Origin of the sequence: Actinokineospora baliensis (assembly GCF_016907695.1) — a bacterium.
In the GTDB taxonomy this organism is placed as follows: Bacteria; Actinomycetota; Actinomycetes; order Mycobacteriales; family Pseudonocardiaceae; genus Actinokineospora; species Actinokineospora baliensis.
The window spans coordinates 1,441,260-1,456,495 of record NZ_JAFBCK010000001.1 but is presented as its reverse complement, the minus strand read 5'-3'; the positions used below and the strand labels follow the sequence as shown (position 1 = coordinate 1,456,495).

General features: G+C 70.4%; 18 protein-coding genes. 4 read left to right on the top strand and 14 right to left on the bottom strand.

The window, feature by feature from the left end; genetic code table 11:
* Positions 1-2: 2 nt before the first annotated feature.
* The 10 genes from JOD54_RS06785 to JOD54_RS06740 all read right to left on the bottom strand — a co-directional run bounded on the left by JOD54_RS06785 (position 3) and on the right by JOD54_RS06740 (position 8,950).
* The gene (locus JOD54_RS06785) at positions 3-332 is read right to left on the bottom strand and encodes a rhodanese-like domain-containing protein (protein WP_204456120.1); all 330 of its coding nucleotides are present in this window, start codon (positions 330-332) and stop codon (positions 3-5) included.
* Between the two features lie 50 nt (positions 333-382).
* Positions 383-1,234, bottom strand: coding sequence for a hypothetical protein (locus JOD54_RS06780; protein WP_204449712.1), 852 nt, complete (start codon positions 1,232-1,234; stop codon positions 383-385).
* On the bottom strand, positions 1,234-1,728 hold the full coding sequence (locus tag JOD54_RS06775) for a SigE family RNA polymerase sigma factor (protein WP_372440271.1): 495 nt from the start codon (positions 1,726-1,728) through the stop codon (positions 1,234-1,236). Before JOD54_RS06775 ends, JOD54_RS06780 begins: the two co-directional genes overlap by 1 nt.
* 58 nt (positions 1,729-1,786) lie before the next feature.
* Positions 1,787-3,577 carry a sodium/solute symporter gene (locus JOD54_RS06770; protein ID WP_204449711.1) on the bottom strand — a complete coding sequence of 597 codons (1,791 nt, stop codon included), beginning with the start codon at positions 3,575-3,577 and terminating at the stop codon, positions 1,787-1,789.
* A gap of 4 nt (positions 3,578-3,581) precedes the next feature.
* A complete protein-coding gene (locus JOD54_RS06765; protein WP_204449710.1) occupies positions 3,582-3,974 on the bottom strand; it encodes a hypothetical protein in 393 nt (130 codons plus the stop codon).
* Positions 3,971-4,780: a LytR/AlgR family response regulator transcription factor gene (locus JOD54_RS06760; RefSeq protein WP_204449709.1), complete on the bottom strand. Its 810-nt coding sequence runs from the start codon at positions 4,778-4,780 to the stop codon at positions 3,971-3,973. The genes JOD54_RS06765 and JOD54_RS06760 overlap by 4 nt, the downstream gene beginning before the upstream one ends.
* A gap of 117 nt (positions 4,781-4,897) precedes the next feature.
* On the bottom strand, positions 4,898-5,767 hold the full coding sequence (locus JOD54_RS06755; protein ID WP_204449708.1) for a S49 family peptidase: 870 nt from the start codon (positions 5,765-5,767) through the stop codon (positions 4,898-4,900).
* A 43-nt stretch (positions 5,768-5,810) separates the two neighbouring features.
* Entirely contained in the window at positions 5,811-7,061 is a 1,251-nt protein-coding gene (locus JOD54_RS06750) for a sensor histidine kinase (protein ID WP_204449707.1), read from the bottom strand.
* Between the two features lie 94 nt (positions 7,062-7,155).
* Positions 7,156-7,917 carry an SDR family NAD(P)-dependent oxidoreductase gene (locus tag JOD54_RS06745; RefSeq protein ID WP_204449706.1) on the bottom strand — a complete coding sequence of 254 codons (762 nt, stop codon included), beginning with the start codon at positions 7,915-7,917 and terminating at the stop codon, positions 7,156-7,158.
* A 43-nt stretch (positions 7,918-7,960) separates the two neighbouring features.
* Positions 7,961-8,950, bottom strand: a complete 990-nt coding sequence (locus JOD54_RS06740) for an aldo/keto reductase (RefSeq protein ID WP_204449705.1) — start codon at positions 8,948-8,950, stop codon at positions 7,961-7,963.
* 99 nt (positions 8,951-9,049) lie between these two features.
* Between JOD54_RS06740 and JOD54_RS06735 the strand changes: the two genes are divergently transcribed.
* Together JOD54_RS06735 and JOD54_RS06730 are read left to right on the top strand one after the other, a co-directional pair.
* A complete protein-coding gene (locus JOD54_RS06735) occupies positions 9,050-9,997 on the top strand; it encodes an oxidoreductase (RefSeq protein WP_204449704.1) in 948 nt (315 codons plus the stop codon).
* Positions 9,994-10,512 carry a DUF1697 domain-containing protein gene (locus JOD54_RS06730; RefSeq protein WP_204449703.1) on the top strand — a complete coding sequence of 173 codons (519 nt, stop codon included), beginning with the start codon at positions 9,994-9,996 and terminating at the stop codon, positions 10,510-10,512. Before JOD54_RS06735 ends, JOD54_RS06730 begins: the two co-directional genes overlap by 4 nt.
* Here JOD54_RS06730 and JOD54_RS06725 read toward each other — a convergent pair.
* From JOD54_RS06725 to msrA, 4 genes are all read right to left on the bottom strand, one after another.
* Positions 10,509-12,239, bottom strand: a complete 1,731-nt coding sequence (locus tag JOD54_RS06725) for a gamma-glutamyltransferase family protein (RefSeq protein WP_204449702.1) — start codon at positions 12,237-12,239, stop codon at positions 10,509-10,511. The genes JOD54_RS06730 and JOD54_RS06725 overlap by 4 nt on opposite strands.
* Positions 12,240-12,278: 39 nt before the next feature.
* Positions 12,279-12,464: a hypothetical protein gene (locus JOD54_RS06720; RefSeq protein ID WP_204449701.1), complete on the bottom strand. Its 186-nt coding sequence runs from the start codon at positions 12,462-12,464 to the stop codon at positions 12,279-12,281.
* Positions 12,465-12,529: 65 nt separating this feature from the next.
* Positions 12,530-12,727, bottom strand: a complete 198-nt coding sequence (locus JOD54_RS06715) for a hypothetical protein (protein ID WP_204449700.1) — start codon at positions 12,725-12,727, stop codon at positions 12,530-12,532.
* A 16-nt stretch (positions 12,728-12,743) separates the two neighbouring features.
* Positions 12,744-13,412 carry a peptide-methionine (S)-S-oxide reductase MsrA gene (gene msrA, locus JOD54_RS06710; RefSeq protein WP_204449699.1) on the bottom strand — a complete coding sequence of 223 codons (669 nt, stop codon included), beginning with the start codon at positions 13,410-13,412 and terminating at the stop codon, positions 12,744-12,746.
* 70 nt (positions 13,413-13,482) lie between these two features.
* Between msrA and JOD54_RS06705 the strand changes: the two genes are divergently transcribed.
* Entirely contained in the window at positions 13,483-14,289 is an 807-nt protein-coding gene (locus tag JOD54_RS06705) for an SHOCT domain-containing protein (RefSeq protein ID WP_204457020.1), read from the top strand.
* A gap of 53 nt (positions 14,290-14,342) precedes the next feature.
* Positions 14,343-15,224, top strand: a complete 882-nt coding sequence (locus JOD54_RS06700; protein WP_204449698.1) for a hypothetical protein — start codon at positions 14,343-14,345, stop codon at positions 15,222-15,224.
* The last annotated feature ends 12 nt before the right edge of the window (positions 15,225-15,236 follow it).

Below are 15,236 nucleotides of genomic sequence, written 5' to 3'. Positions count from 1 at the left end.
GGCTAGATGACCTGGGGTTCCGAGCCGGTCTCGCTGACCACGGGCTGGCCCAGCGCGGACCACACCTGCATGCCACCGTCCACGTTGACCGCGTCCCAGCCGTTGCCGTTGAGGTACTGCGTCACCCGCGCGGAGCGGCCACCGGAGCGGCAGATCACATAGACCTGCCCGTCGGCCGGGAGCTCCCCGAGGCGCTCGACGAGCTCGCCCATGGGGATGTGCCGTGCGGTCGGGGCGTGGCCAGCGTCCCACTCGTCCTGTTCGCGCACGTCGAGCAGGGTGGCGTCGGCGGGGATGGCGCTGACGTCTACGGCGGGCACGCTGTTGGGCATCACGCCGTTGATGCTGCCACGCCCGGGCGTAGGACGCGGGTGAAGGGCCTCTATGCGGCCAGCTCCGCGACTGTGCCGAGCTGCTGTTCTGTCATAGGCAGGGGCTGCCGGTCTATAGCCGACGCCGAGCCCTCTTTGAAGCTTGTTGCGCTTACCCGCATGTTCCTGGCCTCGATGATGAGCAGCTCGCCACTAGGCCTGAAGATCCGCGCCTTCATCCGAAGCACGCTGTTCGGCTCGGGCACCGCCGCGTAGACCTGGATGACCGTGCCGTCTGCGGTCGTGCGGCGCTTGGGCGGCTCGCAGTTCCCGTCGACGAAAGCGAGGGCATCGGCGTAGGCGGTCGGGCTACCGGTGAAGCTCGCGCGGCTGAGGGACAGGCTGCCAACGCCGTCGGAATCCGCCAGGTTCAGCTCGACGATGTTCCCGACGCCGCCGACGCCCGTCAGCTTCATCGAGGACACGCCCTCCCACGTGCCGACCTCGGTGGTGGGCAGCACCGCCACCAGAGCGGGCCGGACCTTGAGCAGGTCGACGGCGGCGACCTCCCCGAACACGAGCTGGGGCAGGACGCCCGTCGGACACCTGGACGTCGCACCCGACACCGGCCTCGGCGTTGGACCGACCTGGCCGCGCGCCACCCGCTCCGAACGGGACAGGGTGACCCGCGGCCAGTCGAGCTCGCGTCCCGAGGTGATCCACGCCGGTCCGGCGGGCGGCGGTGTCGCCACCACGACGAACCCGCCCGCCATGCCGAAGACCAGCACGACCACCACCCCCACGCCGAGCAGCCTGGAGCGGATCTTGCGCCTGCCGCGGCGCACGACCATCGCCAGCGTGGTGGTCGCCGCGGGGGCGGGACCGTCGAGGAGGGTGTGCAGGGCGCGCTCGTCGAGCTGCATCAGTTGCACCTCACACTCTCCGGGTACGCCGCCCGCAGCGCGGCGAGCCCCCTGGCGGTCTGGCTCTTGACGGTCCCCACCGAGCACCCCAACGCCACCGCCACCTCCTCCACCGACAGGTCGGCGACGAACCGCAGCACGAGCACGGCACGTTGCCCGGGCGGCACCCCCAGTAGCGCCGCCCGAAGAACCTCCTGCTCCGCCACCGCGGACTCGTCGCCGACCGCGCAGTCCGGCACCTCGGCCACCGGCTGTTCCCTGGCCCGTCCGCGCCGCTTGGTGTCGAGGAACGCCCTGGTCAACACGGTGCGCAGGTACGCGTCAGCCGAGTCGAGGCGGACCTTGGACCACCGCGCGTACACCTTCACGAACGACTCCTGCGCCAGTTCCTCCGCCAACGACCAGTTGCCGCACAGGGCGTGCGCGATCCGCCGGTAGGCCTCGAAGCGGGCCGAGAAGAACTCGGCGAACTCCTCGTCGCGAACCCGCAGCACCCGCGCCCTCCCCTGTGTCCACCACCTCTACGCACAAGTGGCCCGGGAGGTTGCACGGTCAGCGGCGGTGTCGTCCGTTCGCCAGCCGGGTGCGTTCCTCGGCGGTGCCGAACCGGGCGATGTCGCGGTCGCGGATGAAGCCGAGCCGGTCAGGGGCGTGCATGCGCAACCGGATGCGGTTGGTGTCCGGCGGGATCCGCCCCTGGGTGGCCTTGCTGGTGATCATGACGACCAGGAAGGCGATGGGCACCGTGGCCAGGGCGGGCTGCTGCAGGAACGAGGGCGCCCAGCCGCCGGTGTAGCCGCTGACCGTGGTGATCACGATCGAGGTCAGCACCATGGTGCCGCCGACCACCATGCCCGCCGCCGCGCCGACCCAGGTGATCTTGCGCCACCAGATGCCCAGCAGCAGGACCGGGGAGAACGTGGACGCGGCCAGCGCGAAGGTCATGCCGATGCTGAGCGAGATGTCGCTGGGTCGCAGCACCAGCGCCAACGCCAACGGCACTCCCCCGGCGAGCGCCGTCCCGAACCGGAAGTCGCGTATCCGGCCCTTGAGGATGTCGGTCGACAACACACCCGCGACGCTCACCACGAGCCCGGACGACGTCGACAAGAAGGCGGCGAACGCTCCCGCGGCGGTGACCGCACCGAGGATCTCGCCGAGTGCGTTAGGCGCGATCTTCAGTGGCAGTGCCAACACGGCGGCATCGGTTCGCCCAGCTACCAACAGTTCTGGCGCGTACACGCGCGATAGAGCACCGAGAAGGATCGGGAATACATAGAACAAGCCGAGCAGCAGCAGCACATGTAATGTCGTGCGTCGCGCGGCCTTCCCGTCCGGGTTCGTATAGAACCGCACCAGCACGTGCGGCAGGCCCATGGTGCCCAGGAACAAGCCGATGATCAGCGAGTACGTGGTGAAGAGGTCGCCGGTGCCGTTGACCGGTCGCAGCCAAGACGCGTTGTCGAGCGCGGCGGGGTGAACGACAGGGGTCTCGCTGCCTTCTGAGAACCGCAGTTCGGTCCCCTCGTCCACCGCGTGGTTACCAGGACCCCAATAAACCTGGCCAGTCGCGGGGGCGTTGTCCACCGTGCCATTGGCCGACAGCCACACACCGTCCTTGACCTGCAGCACCACGTCGGTCTCAACAGTGATCACCGCGTCGCGCGTGAACCGGGGTGGCAGCGGCTCAGACAACCCCGTCGCGCCTAGGCCGCTCACTCCACCCTGGTTGAAGAACAGCACGCACAGGATGAACGTGGGCGCGGCTATGGCGAACAGCTTCAGCCAGTACTGGAAAGCCTGCACCAAGGTGACCGCGCGCATGCCGCCACCGAAGACGTTGATGATGACCAGCACCGCCACCAGGACCGAACCGCTCCAACTCGGCACTGACGGCAAGATCTGGTGCACGGTCAACCCAGCGCCTTGGAACTGCGGCACCAGATAGAGGATCCCGATGAACACTACGGTCGCTGTTGCCAACCTGCGCAACCCAGCCGACCCGAGCCGCGCCTCGCAGAAGTCGGGCAACGTGTAGGCACCAGAACGGCGTAGTGGCGCGGCGACGAAGAGCATCAGCGTGAGGTAGCCCGCGGTGAAGCCGATCGGGTACCACAGCGCGTCGGCGCCGTCCTTGAGCACGAGCCCGGCGACACCGAGGAACGACGCCGCCGACAGGTACTCCCCGGAGATCGCCGCCGCGTTGCGCCTGGACCGGACCGTGCGCCTGGCGACGAGGAAGTCCTGGGTGGTGCTGGCCAGCCGGGAACTGCGGAACCCGAGGGAGAACGTGGCGAGGCCGACGAGGCTGATGGCCACCACGGCCCAGGCGTTCAACTCCACCGCGCTACTTCTCGACCATGTCGACGAAGTCGCGCTCGTTGCTCTCGGCGACCACGTTGTACCAGTACCCGATGCCGAACAGCACCGGGAACGGCGCCACACCCAGCATCAGCCACGGCAGCGACACCCCGGCGAACTCGACGTCCGACAGCTCGGGGAACACGTAGAACGTCAGCGGCAGCGCGCCGAAGAGCAGCAGGGTGCCGACGGCGAACTTCACCGCGGCCCGGAACTGGGTGCGGATGAACGAGCGCACCACCTCCTCGGCCCAGCTGGTCTGCTCCTCCAACTCGACCACGGTGCGCAGCACGGTGACCGGCGCGCGGGAATCGGCGAGCACGACCTTCTTGCGGCGCGGGCGCGGCTGCGGGGACCCACCGGACCCCGGGGTGCTCACGCCCCGCCGCCCCGGACCAGCCGGTCCTTGAGCTCACGGGTGTGCCTGCGGCTGACCGGCAGGACCTTCTCCTCGTGCCCGATCACCACCGAGTAGCCCGACCCGCCCATCCGCAGCTCGGTGATCAGCGAGATCGGGACCAGGTACGACCGGTGGATGCGCACGAACCCGGCCTTCTCCCAGCGCTCCTCCAACTGCGCGAGCGGGATGCGCACCAGGTGCGAGCCGTCGGAGGTGTAGAGCCTGGCGTAGTCGCCCTGCGCCTCGACCCAGCGCACCGACGCGCGCGACACCAGCTTCGTGGTGCCCGCGAGCTCGACCGGGATGACCTCGTCGTCGCGCTGCTCGGGGACCGGGTTCTGGTTGCCGCCGCCGTTCTGGTGGATCTTGGCGAGCACCCGCTCCATGGCCTTGTCGATGCGCGGCTGCTCGGCGGGCTTGAGCAGGTAGTCGACCGCGCCGAGCTCGAAGGCGGCGACCGCCTCGTGGCTGTGCGCGGTGACGAACACCAGCACCGGCGCCGGTTTGAACCCGGCGAGCACCTTGGCCAGCTCCATGCCGGTGAGCCCCGGCATGTCCAGGTCGGCGAACACCGCGTCGACGACCGACAGGCCCTGGTCCTTGCGGCTGGCCAGCTCCGGGTCGTCGCCGGAGAGCAGCAGCAGGGCCTCGGTCGCGTCGAACGCGGACAGGACCCGGCGCACGTGCCGGTTGCCGTTGAGCCGCTCGACCAGCACGTCCATGCCAGCCTTCTCGTCATCGACGGCGAGGACGACGAGGCCGGGGGTGTTGTTCGCAGTACTCACGGTGGGCGCAACCTTGCCGAGTGGTCGGGGTTGGCGCGGACGGCGCACCGCCAGCGCAGGTGAAGCATTCCGCGCGATTGTGACAGGGCGGTCACGGTTCGCGCACCCCCGCCCGGCCTAGAGACCGAACCTGGACCAGGTCGCCCGGTTCTCCAGGGCCTGCACCGCGGCCAGCACACGGTCCGAAGTGGACAGCAGAGCGCCCGGCCCGCCCGCCAGCCCCAACCTGGCCAGCAGGGCCCGCTTCGGCTCGGCCACCACGATCTCGGCGTCGGGGTACCGCTGCCCCAGCACCGAGCGCATGCTCCCGAGCCCGTCGACCAACCCCAGCTCCAGCGCCTTCGCGCCGGTCCAGACCTCACCGGAGAACAGGTCCTCGTCGCTGCCCTTGAGCCGGTCGCCGCGCCGCTCGCGCACCCAGCCCGCGAACTGCTCGTGCAGCTCGTCGAGCCTGCCCGAGAGCCACTGCACGTCCTCTTCCTTCTCCGGCAGGAACGGGTCGAGCCGGACCTTGCGCGAGCCAGCGGTGTAGAGCCTGCGCTCGAGACCGACCCGCTCCAGCAGGCCGACCAGGCCGAACCCGGAGGACACCACCCCGATCGAGCCGACCAGCGACGAGGAGTGCGCGTAGATCTCGTCACCCGCGCAGGCCAGCAGGTAGCCCCCGGACGCGGCGACGTCCTCGCAGAACGCCAGTACCGGCACGCCCTTCTTGGCGGCGAGTTCGCGGACCCGCTCCGACACCAGTGCCGACTGGGTGGGCGCCCCGCCGGGCGAGTTGACCGCCAGGGCCACCGCGACCAGCCGGTCGTGGTCGAACGCCCTGGTCAGCGCCGACTCGACGGTGGTGGTGTTGATGGCGCCCCTGGCCAGCGGCGACGGGGTCGGGGAGATCACGCCGTGCAGCCGCACCACGGCGACCACCGGGGCGCGGTCACCGCGGTCGCCGATCCTGGGCAGCCTGGCCAGCTTCTCGGTCACGCTCATACCGCGCAACCCTACGTCCGAAAAGCTGAGAACGGCGTTTCGATCACGGCGGCGGCAGGTGCCCGGCCCTGGCGTCCTCGTCGTCGTCCACCCCGGTGAAGCTCGGCAGGTCCGGCCGGACCCCGGGGAAGTACTTGGGCACCCGCAGGGTCACCTTCATGCCCGCGCCCGGCGCCGTCTCGACCATGAGCGCGTAGTCGTCGCCGAACACCTGGCGCATCCGGTAGTTGATGTTGCCGACACCCACGTGCGCGCCGCTCTTGTGCGCGTCGCGCAGGTCCTCGAACAGCCGGTCGGCGTCCATCCCGACCCCGTCGTCCTCCACGGTGATGAGCGCCTCGGTGCCGTTGTCGTGGGCGAACACGCTGACGGTGCCGCCGCCGGGCTTCTTCGCGATGCCGTGCCGCACCGCGTTCTCCACCAGCGGCTGCAGCACCAGGAACGGCACCACCACCGACTGCACCTCCGGGGCGATCCGCAGCCGGACGCTGAGCCGGTCGCCGTAGCGGGCGCACTCGATGGTCAGGTACCGGTCGATGTTGCTCAGCTCGTCGGCGAGCGTGGCGAACATGCCGTTGGACCGGAAGGAGTACCTGGTGAACGCGGCGAAGTCCTGCAGCAGCTCGCGCGACTGCTCGGGATCGGTGCGGATCAGCGACGAGATGGTGTTGAGCGTGTTGTAGATGAAGTGCGGCGAGATCTGCGCCCGCAGCGCCCGCAGCTCCGCCTGCGCCAACTGCTGCTTGGACTCGTCGAGCTTGGCCAGCTCCAACTGGATGCACAGGAACCGGGCGACCTCGTCGGCCGCGCGGATCATCCGCTTGCCGTCGACCCCGCCGACGACGATCAGCGCGCCCTCCACCTGGCCGTCGATGATCAGCGGCACGATGACCGCGGTGCGCATCGGGCAACTGCCGCGCCTGCGGCACTGCAGGTTCTCGTGCTGCACGTGCGCGCGGTGGCCCTCGCGCACGGTCTCGACGATCTGCTCCTCGAGGTCGGCGTAGTGCTCGTTGGCCTGGCCGTCCCAGGACAGCAGCCTGCCCTCGCGGTCGGAGATGCCGACGGCGACGCACTTGAGCATCTCGAGCAGGTGCGTGGTGGCCTGGTCTGCCGCCTGCTCGGTCAGCCCGTTGCGCAGCTCGGGGGCGGCTTTCGACAACCGCTGGACGGTGTCGAGCACGGCGTCGTGTACCGACCCGGACTTGCGCGGGCGGCAGAGGAAGACGAACAGGCCGAGCACGATGAGCGTGGCGACGACACCCACGAACGCGCGCTCGGTCAGGAAGTCCACCTGCTCATGCTCCCGTTCACCCGTCTGGCGTGACAAGGACGGGGTCAAGGTATCCGGTGCTCAGCGGGCGTCAACCGCCCACCGGGGCACCGGGCTACCTGGGGGCCATCCGCAGCGCGCCGTCGATGCGGATGACCTCGCCGTTGAGGTAGTCCTGGGCGATGATCGACAGTGCCAGGGCGGCGTACTCGTCGGGGTTGCCCAGGCGCTTGGGGAACGGGACGCCCTCGGCCAGCGCCGCGCGGAACTCATCGCTGACGGTGGCCAGCATCGGGGTGTCGATGATGCCGGGGGCGATGGTGGTGACCCGGATGCCGGAGGTGGCCAGGTCGCGGGCGGCGGGCAGGGTCAGCCCGACGACACCGCCCTTGGACGCGGCGTAGGCGGCCTGGCCGACCTGGCCGTCGAACGCGGCGATGGAGGCCGTGTTGATCACGGCACCGCGCTGGCCGTGCGCGTCGACCGGCTCGGTCTTGGCGATCTCGGCCGCGGCCAGGGTGACGACGTTGAACGTGCCGATCAGGTTGACCTCGACGACCTTGCGGAACAGGCCGAGGTCGTGCGGGCCGCGCTTGGACAGGATGCGCGCCGACGGGCCGATCCCGGCGCAGTTGACCACGATCCGCAGCGGGGCCGACCCACCGGCTGCCTGGGCGACAGCGGCCTCGACCTGCTCGGGGTCGGTCACATCGGCCGCGACGTAGGTGACGCCCTCGACCTCGGCCGCCGAGGAGATCGACGACGGCAGGTCCAGCGCGAAGACCTTCGCACCCGCCGCCGCGAGGGCTCGGGCGGTCGCGCCGCCGAGGCCGGACGCGCCTCCGGTGACGATGGCCGCGGTCCCGTCGATCTGCATGTGTGCGTTCCTCTCGCCCGGGCGTAGTGCTCCGCGGCAGAGGTTAACGCCCGTTCAGCGCGGCCCCCACCGGACTGTGTCGCACGCGGCAGATGCCGTCGATCGCCACCAGGTCGTCCGCGCTGGGCCGCCAGTTCGCCGCCGCCGCGTTGGCGGTCACCTGTTCGGGGGTCGTCGCGCCCGCGATCACCGAGCCGACCGTCGGTTGGGCCGCCAGCCAGCCGATGGCCAGAGTGGCCATGCTGATCCCGCGCTCATCGGCGAACGCGCGCAACTTCTCGATCCGGTCCCAGGGCGCGTCGGCGAGCAATCGCTGCCTACCCGCGAGCCTGCTGCCAGCGGGCGGCTGCTCGTCGCGGGCGTACTTGCCGGTCAACAGGCCATTGGCCAGCGGGAAGTACGGCAGCAGGCTGACCGAGAACCGCTGGCAAGCGGGCACGATCTCGCGCTCGGCGTCGCGCTCGAGCAGCGAGTAGTGGTTCTGCGTCGACACCACGGGACCGACGCGCTCGGTCCGCGCGGTCCAGCACACGTCGGCCAACTGCCAGGCGGCCAGGTTGCACACCCCCGCGTACCGGACCAGGCCGTCGCGCACCAGGTCGTCGAGCGCCGAGAGGGTCTCCTCGATCGGCGTCCCCGGGTCCGGTCGGTGCAGTTGGTAGAGGTCGATCCAGTCCGTGCCCAGCCTGCGCAGCGAGGTCTCCGCCGCCCGGCGCACGTACCGGCGGGAACCACGGGCACTGAAGTCCGGCCCGTTGACGCCCTGCATGTCCAGGCCGAACTTCGTCGCGACGACCGCCCGCTCCCGCCGCCCCACCAGGGCCTGGCCGAGCAACTCCTCGCTGCGACCGCGCGGCGCCCCGTACACGTCGGCCACGTCGAACAGCGTCACCCCGGCGTCGATCGCCGCGGACACCAGCTCGCGCGAACCCGCCAGCGACTCAGCGGCCGTGCCCGGTCGGCCCAGGTTGTTGCAGCCGAGACCGACGGCGCTGACCACCAGTCCTGACTCACCCAGGTGACGGAGCTCCACACCACTGACGATAAGGCGGGACGGCGCGTGTGAGCCAGACATCAGATGTAACGTGGACCGCTCCCTGTGTGGGTGACCCGGGTAAGGCAGGCTATGGCCATGAGCACGACACCAGAAGGTGAGCCGGAGGCCCAGTCCCCCGGTTGGACCGCCGCCGACATCCCCCGGTTGGATGGCCGGACCTTCATCGTCACCGGTGGCAACAGCGGACTCGGCTTCCAGACCTGCCGCGCGCTCGCCGCCAAGGGCGCCCAGGTCATCCTCACCGCACGGGACCCGGAGAAGGGGCAGGAGGCGGTCGACGCGATCGTCGCCGAGCACCCGGAGGCGACTGTCGAGACCCGCGTGCTCGACCTGGCCGACCTCGACAGCGTCGAGGTGTTCGCCGCGGGAATCCGCGAGGTCGACGTGCTGGTCAACAACGCGGGCGTGATGATGCCGCCGCGCACCACCAGCGCCCAGGGCTACGAACTGCAGTTCGCGGTCAACCACCTCGGCCACTTCGCGCTCACCGCCCGGCTGCTCGACGTGCTGACCCAGGGCGCCGACCCGCGCGTGGTCACCGTCACCTCGTTCCTGCACCGCCGCGGCCGGATCCACTTCGACGACCTGCACGGCGAGCACAAGTACTCGCGCACCGGCTACTACTCGCAGTCCAAGCTGGCCAACGTGGTGTTCGGCCTCGAACTGCACCGCAGGCTCCGGCTCAACGGCGTCGCCCTCACCAGCACCATGGCCCACCCCGGCTACGCCGCGACGAACCTGCAGTCCAGCGGGCCGTCCGGGCTGATGAAGCTGGCGCTGAAGGTGTCCAACCGGCTCTCCGCCCAGGACGCCGAGATGGGGGCGCTGCCGCAGCTGTTCGCCGCCGTGTCGCAGGACGTCGAAGGCGGGCAGCTGATCGGGCCGGACGGGCGCAAGGAGCAGAAGGGCTACCCGAAGGTCGTCTTCCCGCTGGAAGCCGCCCGCGACCGCGAGCTCGCCAAGCGGCTGTGGGACACCAGCGAGGAACTGACCGGGCTCACCTTCGGCCTCGCCGCGCGATGACCGGCTACGCGGCACTGCTGCGCGGGGTGAACGTCGGCGGACGGGCGAAGCTGCCGATGGCCGACCTGCGCGCGGTGCTGACCGGACTCGGGTACGCCGACGTGCGGACGCTGCTGCAGAGCGGCAACGCCGTGCTGAGCACCGACGCTGCGGCCGAGGAGGTCGAGCAGGAGGTGGAGCGGGCGCTGCTCGCCGAGGTTGGGCTGAAAACGCGGTGCCTGGTGCGCACCGGCGACGAACTGCGGGCGGTACTGGCGGCCGCGCCCTTCCCGGAGGCGACCGACGGGTCGAAGATGGTCGCCGCGTTCGTCTCGGCCACTCCAGACTCGCCCGAGTTCGACCCGGCCACGCTGGACCCCGGGCGGGTGGTGGTCGGCGACCGGGTGATCTACCAGTGGTGCCCGGACGGGATCAGCAACTCGCCGCTCGTGGTCCCCGCGGTCGAGAAGAAGTGGGGCGTGGCCGTGACGGCCCGCAACTTCAACACGGTCACCAAGCTGGCCGCCCTGTTCTAGCGGCCCACCGCGTAGCCCTGCATGCCCCTGGGGTTCGCGGCGGCCCGCAGCAGGCCGTTTGATTCACGTGAAACAGCAGATAGCCGCCCCAACGTCCAGGGACCGACGTCGACGACCCCGTGGCCCCTGGCGCGCAGCTCGGCGATCGTGGACTGCCCGAGGCGCGACTCGACGTGCGCCTCGCCGGGGACGAAATCGCGCGGGTAGAACGAGCTCGGCACCGCGTTGGAGTGCCACGCGGGGGCATCGATCGCGGCCTGGAGGTTGAGCCCGCCGACCGTGTGGGCCAGCCAGAAGCACAACTGCCACTGGTCCTGGCCGTCACCGCCCGGGGTGCCGAACGCGATCCGGGGGATGCCCTCGTGCAGGGCCAGGCTCGGGGTGAGGGTGATCCTCGGGCGCTTGCCGGGGGCCAGAGTGTTCGGCAGCCCCTCGTCCAGCCAGAACATCTGCGCGCGGCTGCCCAGGCAGAACCCCAGCTCGGGGATGGTGGGCGACGACTGCAACCAGCCACCGGACGGGGTCGCGGAGATCATGTTCCCCCACCGGTCGACGACGTCGATGTGCACGGTGTCGCCCTTGGTGGACCCGTCCGCGCGGACCGTGGGTTCGCCGATGGCGCCGGAGAGGTGTTCGGGCGCGCTGGGGTAATGCGGGAGGCGGGGGTTGGGGCCGCCGGGGCGGAGTTCGTGGGAGGCGGTGCTTTCGATGAGCCGGGCCCGTTCGGCGGCGTACTCGCGGGAGAGCAGGAGATCCACAGGGACCTCGGCGTCGCCGTACCAGGCTTCGCGATCGGCGAAGGCGAGCTTGGTGGCCTCCAGGGCGGTGTGCACGGTGTCGGCGGTGGGGATTCCGTCCGCGTAAGACAGGGTGGTGTGTTCGAGCAGGCGGAGTTGTTGCAGGAGAACAGGTCCCTGGGTCCACGGGCCACACTTGGCCAACGTCCACGGGCCGAAGTCAGCAGTGGTCGCGGGCTCGTAGGTCGCGGACCAGTCGGCCATGTCCTGACCCGTGAGCACACCCGTGTGATCCCGCCCAGAATCATCCCGAAAAGCCTTGCGGCAGAACGAATCCACCGCCTCAGCCACAAACCCCTGCGACCACGCCCGCCGCGCCGCCTCGATCTCGGCCTCGCGCGTCCCGCTGGCCCGGCTGAGCTTCTCCCAGGTATCCGCCAAACCCGGATTCGCAAACCGACTACCGGTCGCGCCGAACCACAACGCGCCTGACGTGGGCCAATGGTCGGTGAACAGCTCCCGCACGGTGTTGACCACCGCGGGCACCCGGTCCAGGAGCGGGAAACCGTTGCGCGCGTAGCCGATCGCGTACTTGAGGACGTCGCTCAGGCGCTTGGTCCCGTGGTCCCGCAGCAAGGTGAGCCAACCGTCCCACGCTCCGGGCACGGTTGTGGCCAGGAGTCCGCTGCCTGGGATCAGGTCCAACCCCAGCCCGCGGTAGTGCTCGACCGTCGCCCCTGCGGGCGCGACCCCTTGCCCGCACAGGACTCTTGGCGTGGGATCGGTGGCGGTGGTGAACACCGCTGGGACCTCACCACCGGGGCCATTCAGGTGCGGCTCGACGACCTGGAGCACGAACCCGGCCGCAACCGCCGCGTCGAAGGCGTTGCCGCCGTCCTCGAGGACCGCCATCCCGGCGGCGGAGGCGAGCCAGTGGGTGGACGCGACCATGCCGAAGGTGCCCACGAGCTCGGGCCTGGTGGTGAACACATCCCCCAACATACGGAGCCCAACGACACCGGGCGACCATCAAGCAGCGGTGACCGACTCCCGCGGATACGTCGTCACCAAGTGCTCATCCGCGCCCTCGATGACCAACTCCACGGTCACCCGCACCCCGAGCCCCGTGTCCCGAACCCGAACCACCACACCCTCGACGTCCCGGAGACCGAAGGGCACGACCACCCGACTACCAACCTCGATGCTGTCGCTCACCGACACCTCCCATCAGCACTGCCCTGCGCGGCGGGTTGGGCACGAGGGAGCACGCCGGGCGACCATCAGGCAGCGGAAGGCGCCTTGACCTCGGCCAGCGGGTAGTTGTTGACGATCGGCCGGTCAGCACCCTCGACGTCCACCGCCACGGTGACGGTCAGACCGTTGCGGCCGAGGGAGGTGCGCAGGACCATGCCCGCCAGTTCCGTGAACCCGAACGGAACCCGAACCCGATCGCCCGGCACGGGCGCCTTCCGCGTCATCTCCCTCAGCCGCCGACTAGTTCTCCTGGACTCCCAGGCCGATGGGGCAGGAGACACCAGTGCCGCCCATGCCGCAGTAGCCGTTGGGGTTCTTTTGGTCGCTCAGGTACTGCTGGTGGTAGTCCTCGGCGTAGAAGAAGTCGCCTGTGGGTTCTACCTCTGTGGTGATTTGGCCGTAGCCCGCGCGGGTGAGGACGTCCTGGTAGGCGGCCAAAGACTTCTCGATGGCGGCCTTCTGGGCGTCGTCGGCGTAGTACAGGGCCGAGCGGTACTGGCTGCCGAGGTCGTTGCCCTGGCGCAGGCCCTGGGTGGGGTCGTGGCCTTCCCAGAAGATCTTGAGCAGGTCGTCGTAGCTGACCTGCTTGGGGTCGAACACCACGAGGACGGCCTCGGTGTGGCCGGTCATGCCGGAGCAGACTTCCTCATAGGTGGGGTTGGGGGTGTAGCCGCCGACGTAGCCCACGGCGGTGGAGTGCACGCCGGGGACGTTCCAGTAGACACGCTCGGGGCCCCAGAAGCAGCCCATGGCGAACACAGCGGTGCTGGTGCCCTCGGGGAACGGCGGCACGATACGCCGGTCGGGGTACACCGTGTGCGCCGTCGGGACCACCATCGGCTCCTGGCGACCCGGCAGTGCCTGGTCGGCTGCGACAATACGAGTCTTGTCCCGCCTGAACAGCGTCATGACACCACTGTAGAGACCCGTGGGGCCCAGGCAACGGGGACAGCACCGAGCAGAGGGGGATCCCGAACACATGCAGTGGCAGGACACCCTCCGCGACCTCGACGACCGGTTGGCCGCCGGGGAGATCGACGCGGCGGAGCACCGGCGGTTGCGGGACGAGGCGCTGGCCGAGGCGTCCGGGACGACGCGGCGGGTGCACATCCCGTCGTCGGCGTTCTTGCCGCGGCGGGAGCCCGCGCCGCCGCGGGCGCTGGACGTGGACCGGGGGCGGTTCGTCGACGGCGAATCGCTGTTCGTCGAGTCCGGGGGGCGGGTCGGGCGGATCGCGCTGGGGGTCGTCGGCGCGGCGGTCGTGGTGGCGGCGGGGATCTGGTTGTTCTCCGGGGACTCGGAGCCGGTCGCGGAGACACCGCAGCCGACGGCGGCGAGCCGGGCGGACGAACTGGCCAAGGGGTTGCCGCAGTTACCCGGCACGGTCAAGTCGCCGCCGTCGGTCTTACCCGTGTCCGTTGGCCCCCAACTCGGCCTCTACGGACCGGAGATCCCCAACGCGGGCAGCTCCGGGCTGGTCAACACCGCCTCCACCGACGGTCCGCGCTCACTGACCGTGAACGTCCTGGACAACGCGACCGGCCCCGACCGCGCGAAGGACGTCCTCGCCTACGCCGCCGCCACGGGGTGGACCGAAGACAGCGCGCCGGAAGGCATCCAAGTGGTCCGCACCGGCCAGGGCGGCACCCAGCTCTACCGGGCCGTCTACCGCTCCGGCGCCTGGACCGTCGTTGTCACCGCCACCTCGAAAGACGACGATCTGGGGTTCCGGGCCTACTTCGAGTCGGTCCTCAAACGCACGCTGGTGGCGTTGCCCGCCCGCTGAACCGGCGAAGTCACATTGGATAGGGTACGTCCACACGGTGGAGGGGCACGGCGATGACGTGGCAAGAAGAGTTAAGGCAGCTAGACGCCGACCTGGCCGCCGGGCGCCTGTCCTCTGACGACTACCGCGTCCGGCGCGACGCCGTGCTGGCCAAGGCCGCCAGCGGGGACACCGGGCTGCCGAGTCTCCCGGTCCAGCCCGCCGCCGTGCAGGCCGCGCCGGAACCGATCACCCAGTTGCCGCTGCCGCCCGCCCCCACGCCGCCACCGGCCGCGGCGGCGCCGATCTCGGCCCCGGTGCCGGTTCCGCAGGTCAGCCAGGACAAGCCGAGCGACGGCCCGTTCCCGCCTGCCTTCAAGTGGAAGGACGACATCCCGGCGGTCGAGTCCACCACGATCATCCCGCCGATCACCGACGACACCCCGCCGCCGCCAGGGCTGCCCGTCGGGGAGCGGACGCAGACCGTGCAGACGGTGCGCCCGCAGGAGCCGCAGCCGGACCGCACCCAGGTCGTGCGCAACCCGGAGCAGCTCGCGCAGCAAGCCGCGCAGCCGCAGGCGGACCGCACCCAGGTGGTGTCCAGCAGCGAGATGCGCACGGTCACCACCGCCTTCCCGCCGCAGGTACAGCCGCAGGTGGCGGCACCTCAGCAAGCCCAGCAGCCCGCGATCCCGCAGAGCTGGAACCAGCAGCGGCCGGTGGAGAGCGCGCCGCCGTGGTGGGTGGGCGAAGAGGTACCGGAGATGGGCACCACCTCCGCCGGGTGGCAGCAGGACGTGTTCGCCGCCGACCGCAAGCCCGGCCGCGGCCGGACCGTGCTGCTGGTGATCCTCGCGATCGTCGTGGTCCTGGGCATCGCGACGGCCGCGTTCTTCGTCGGCAAGAGCGTCGGCGAGAGCAAATCCACCTCGGCGAGCTACTCGCGCGCGTCGTAGGCGCGCGAACCC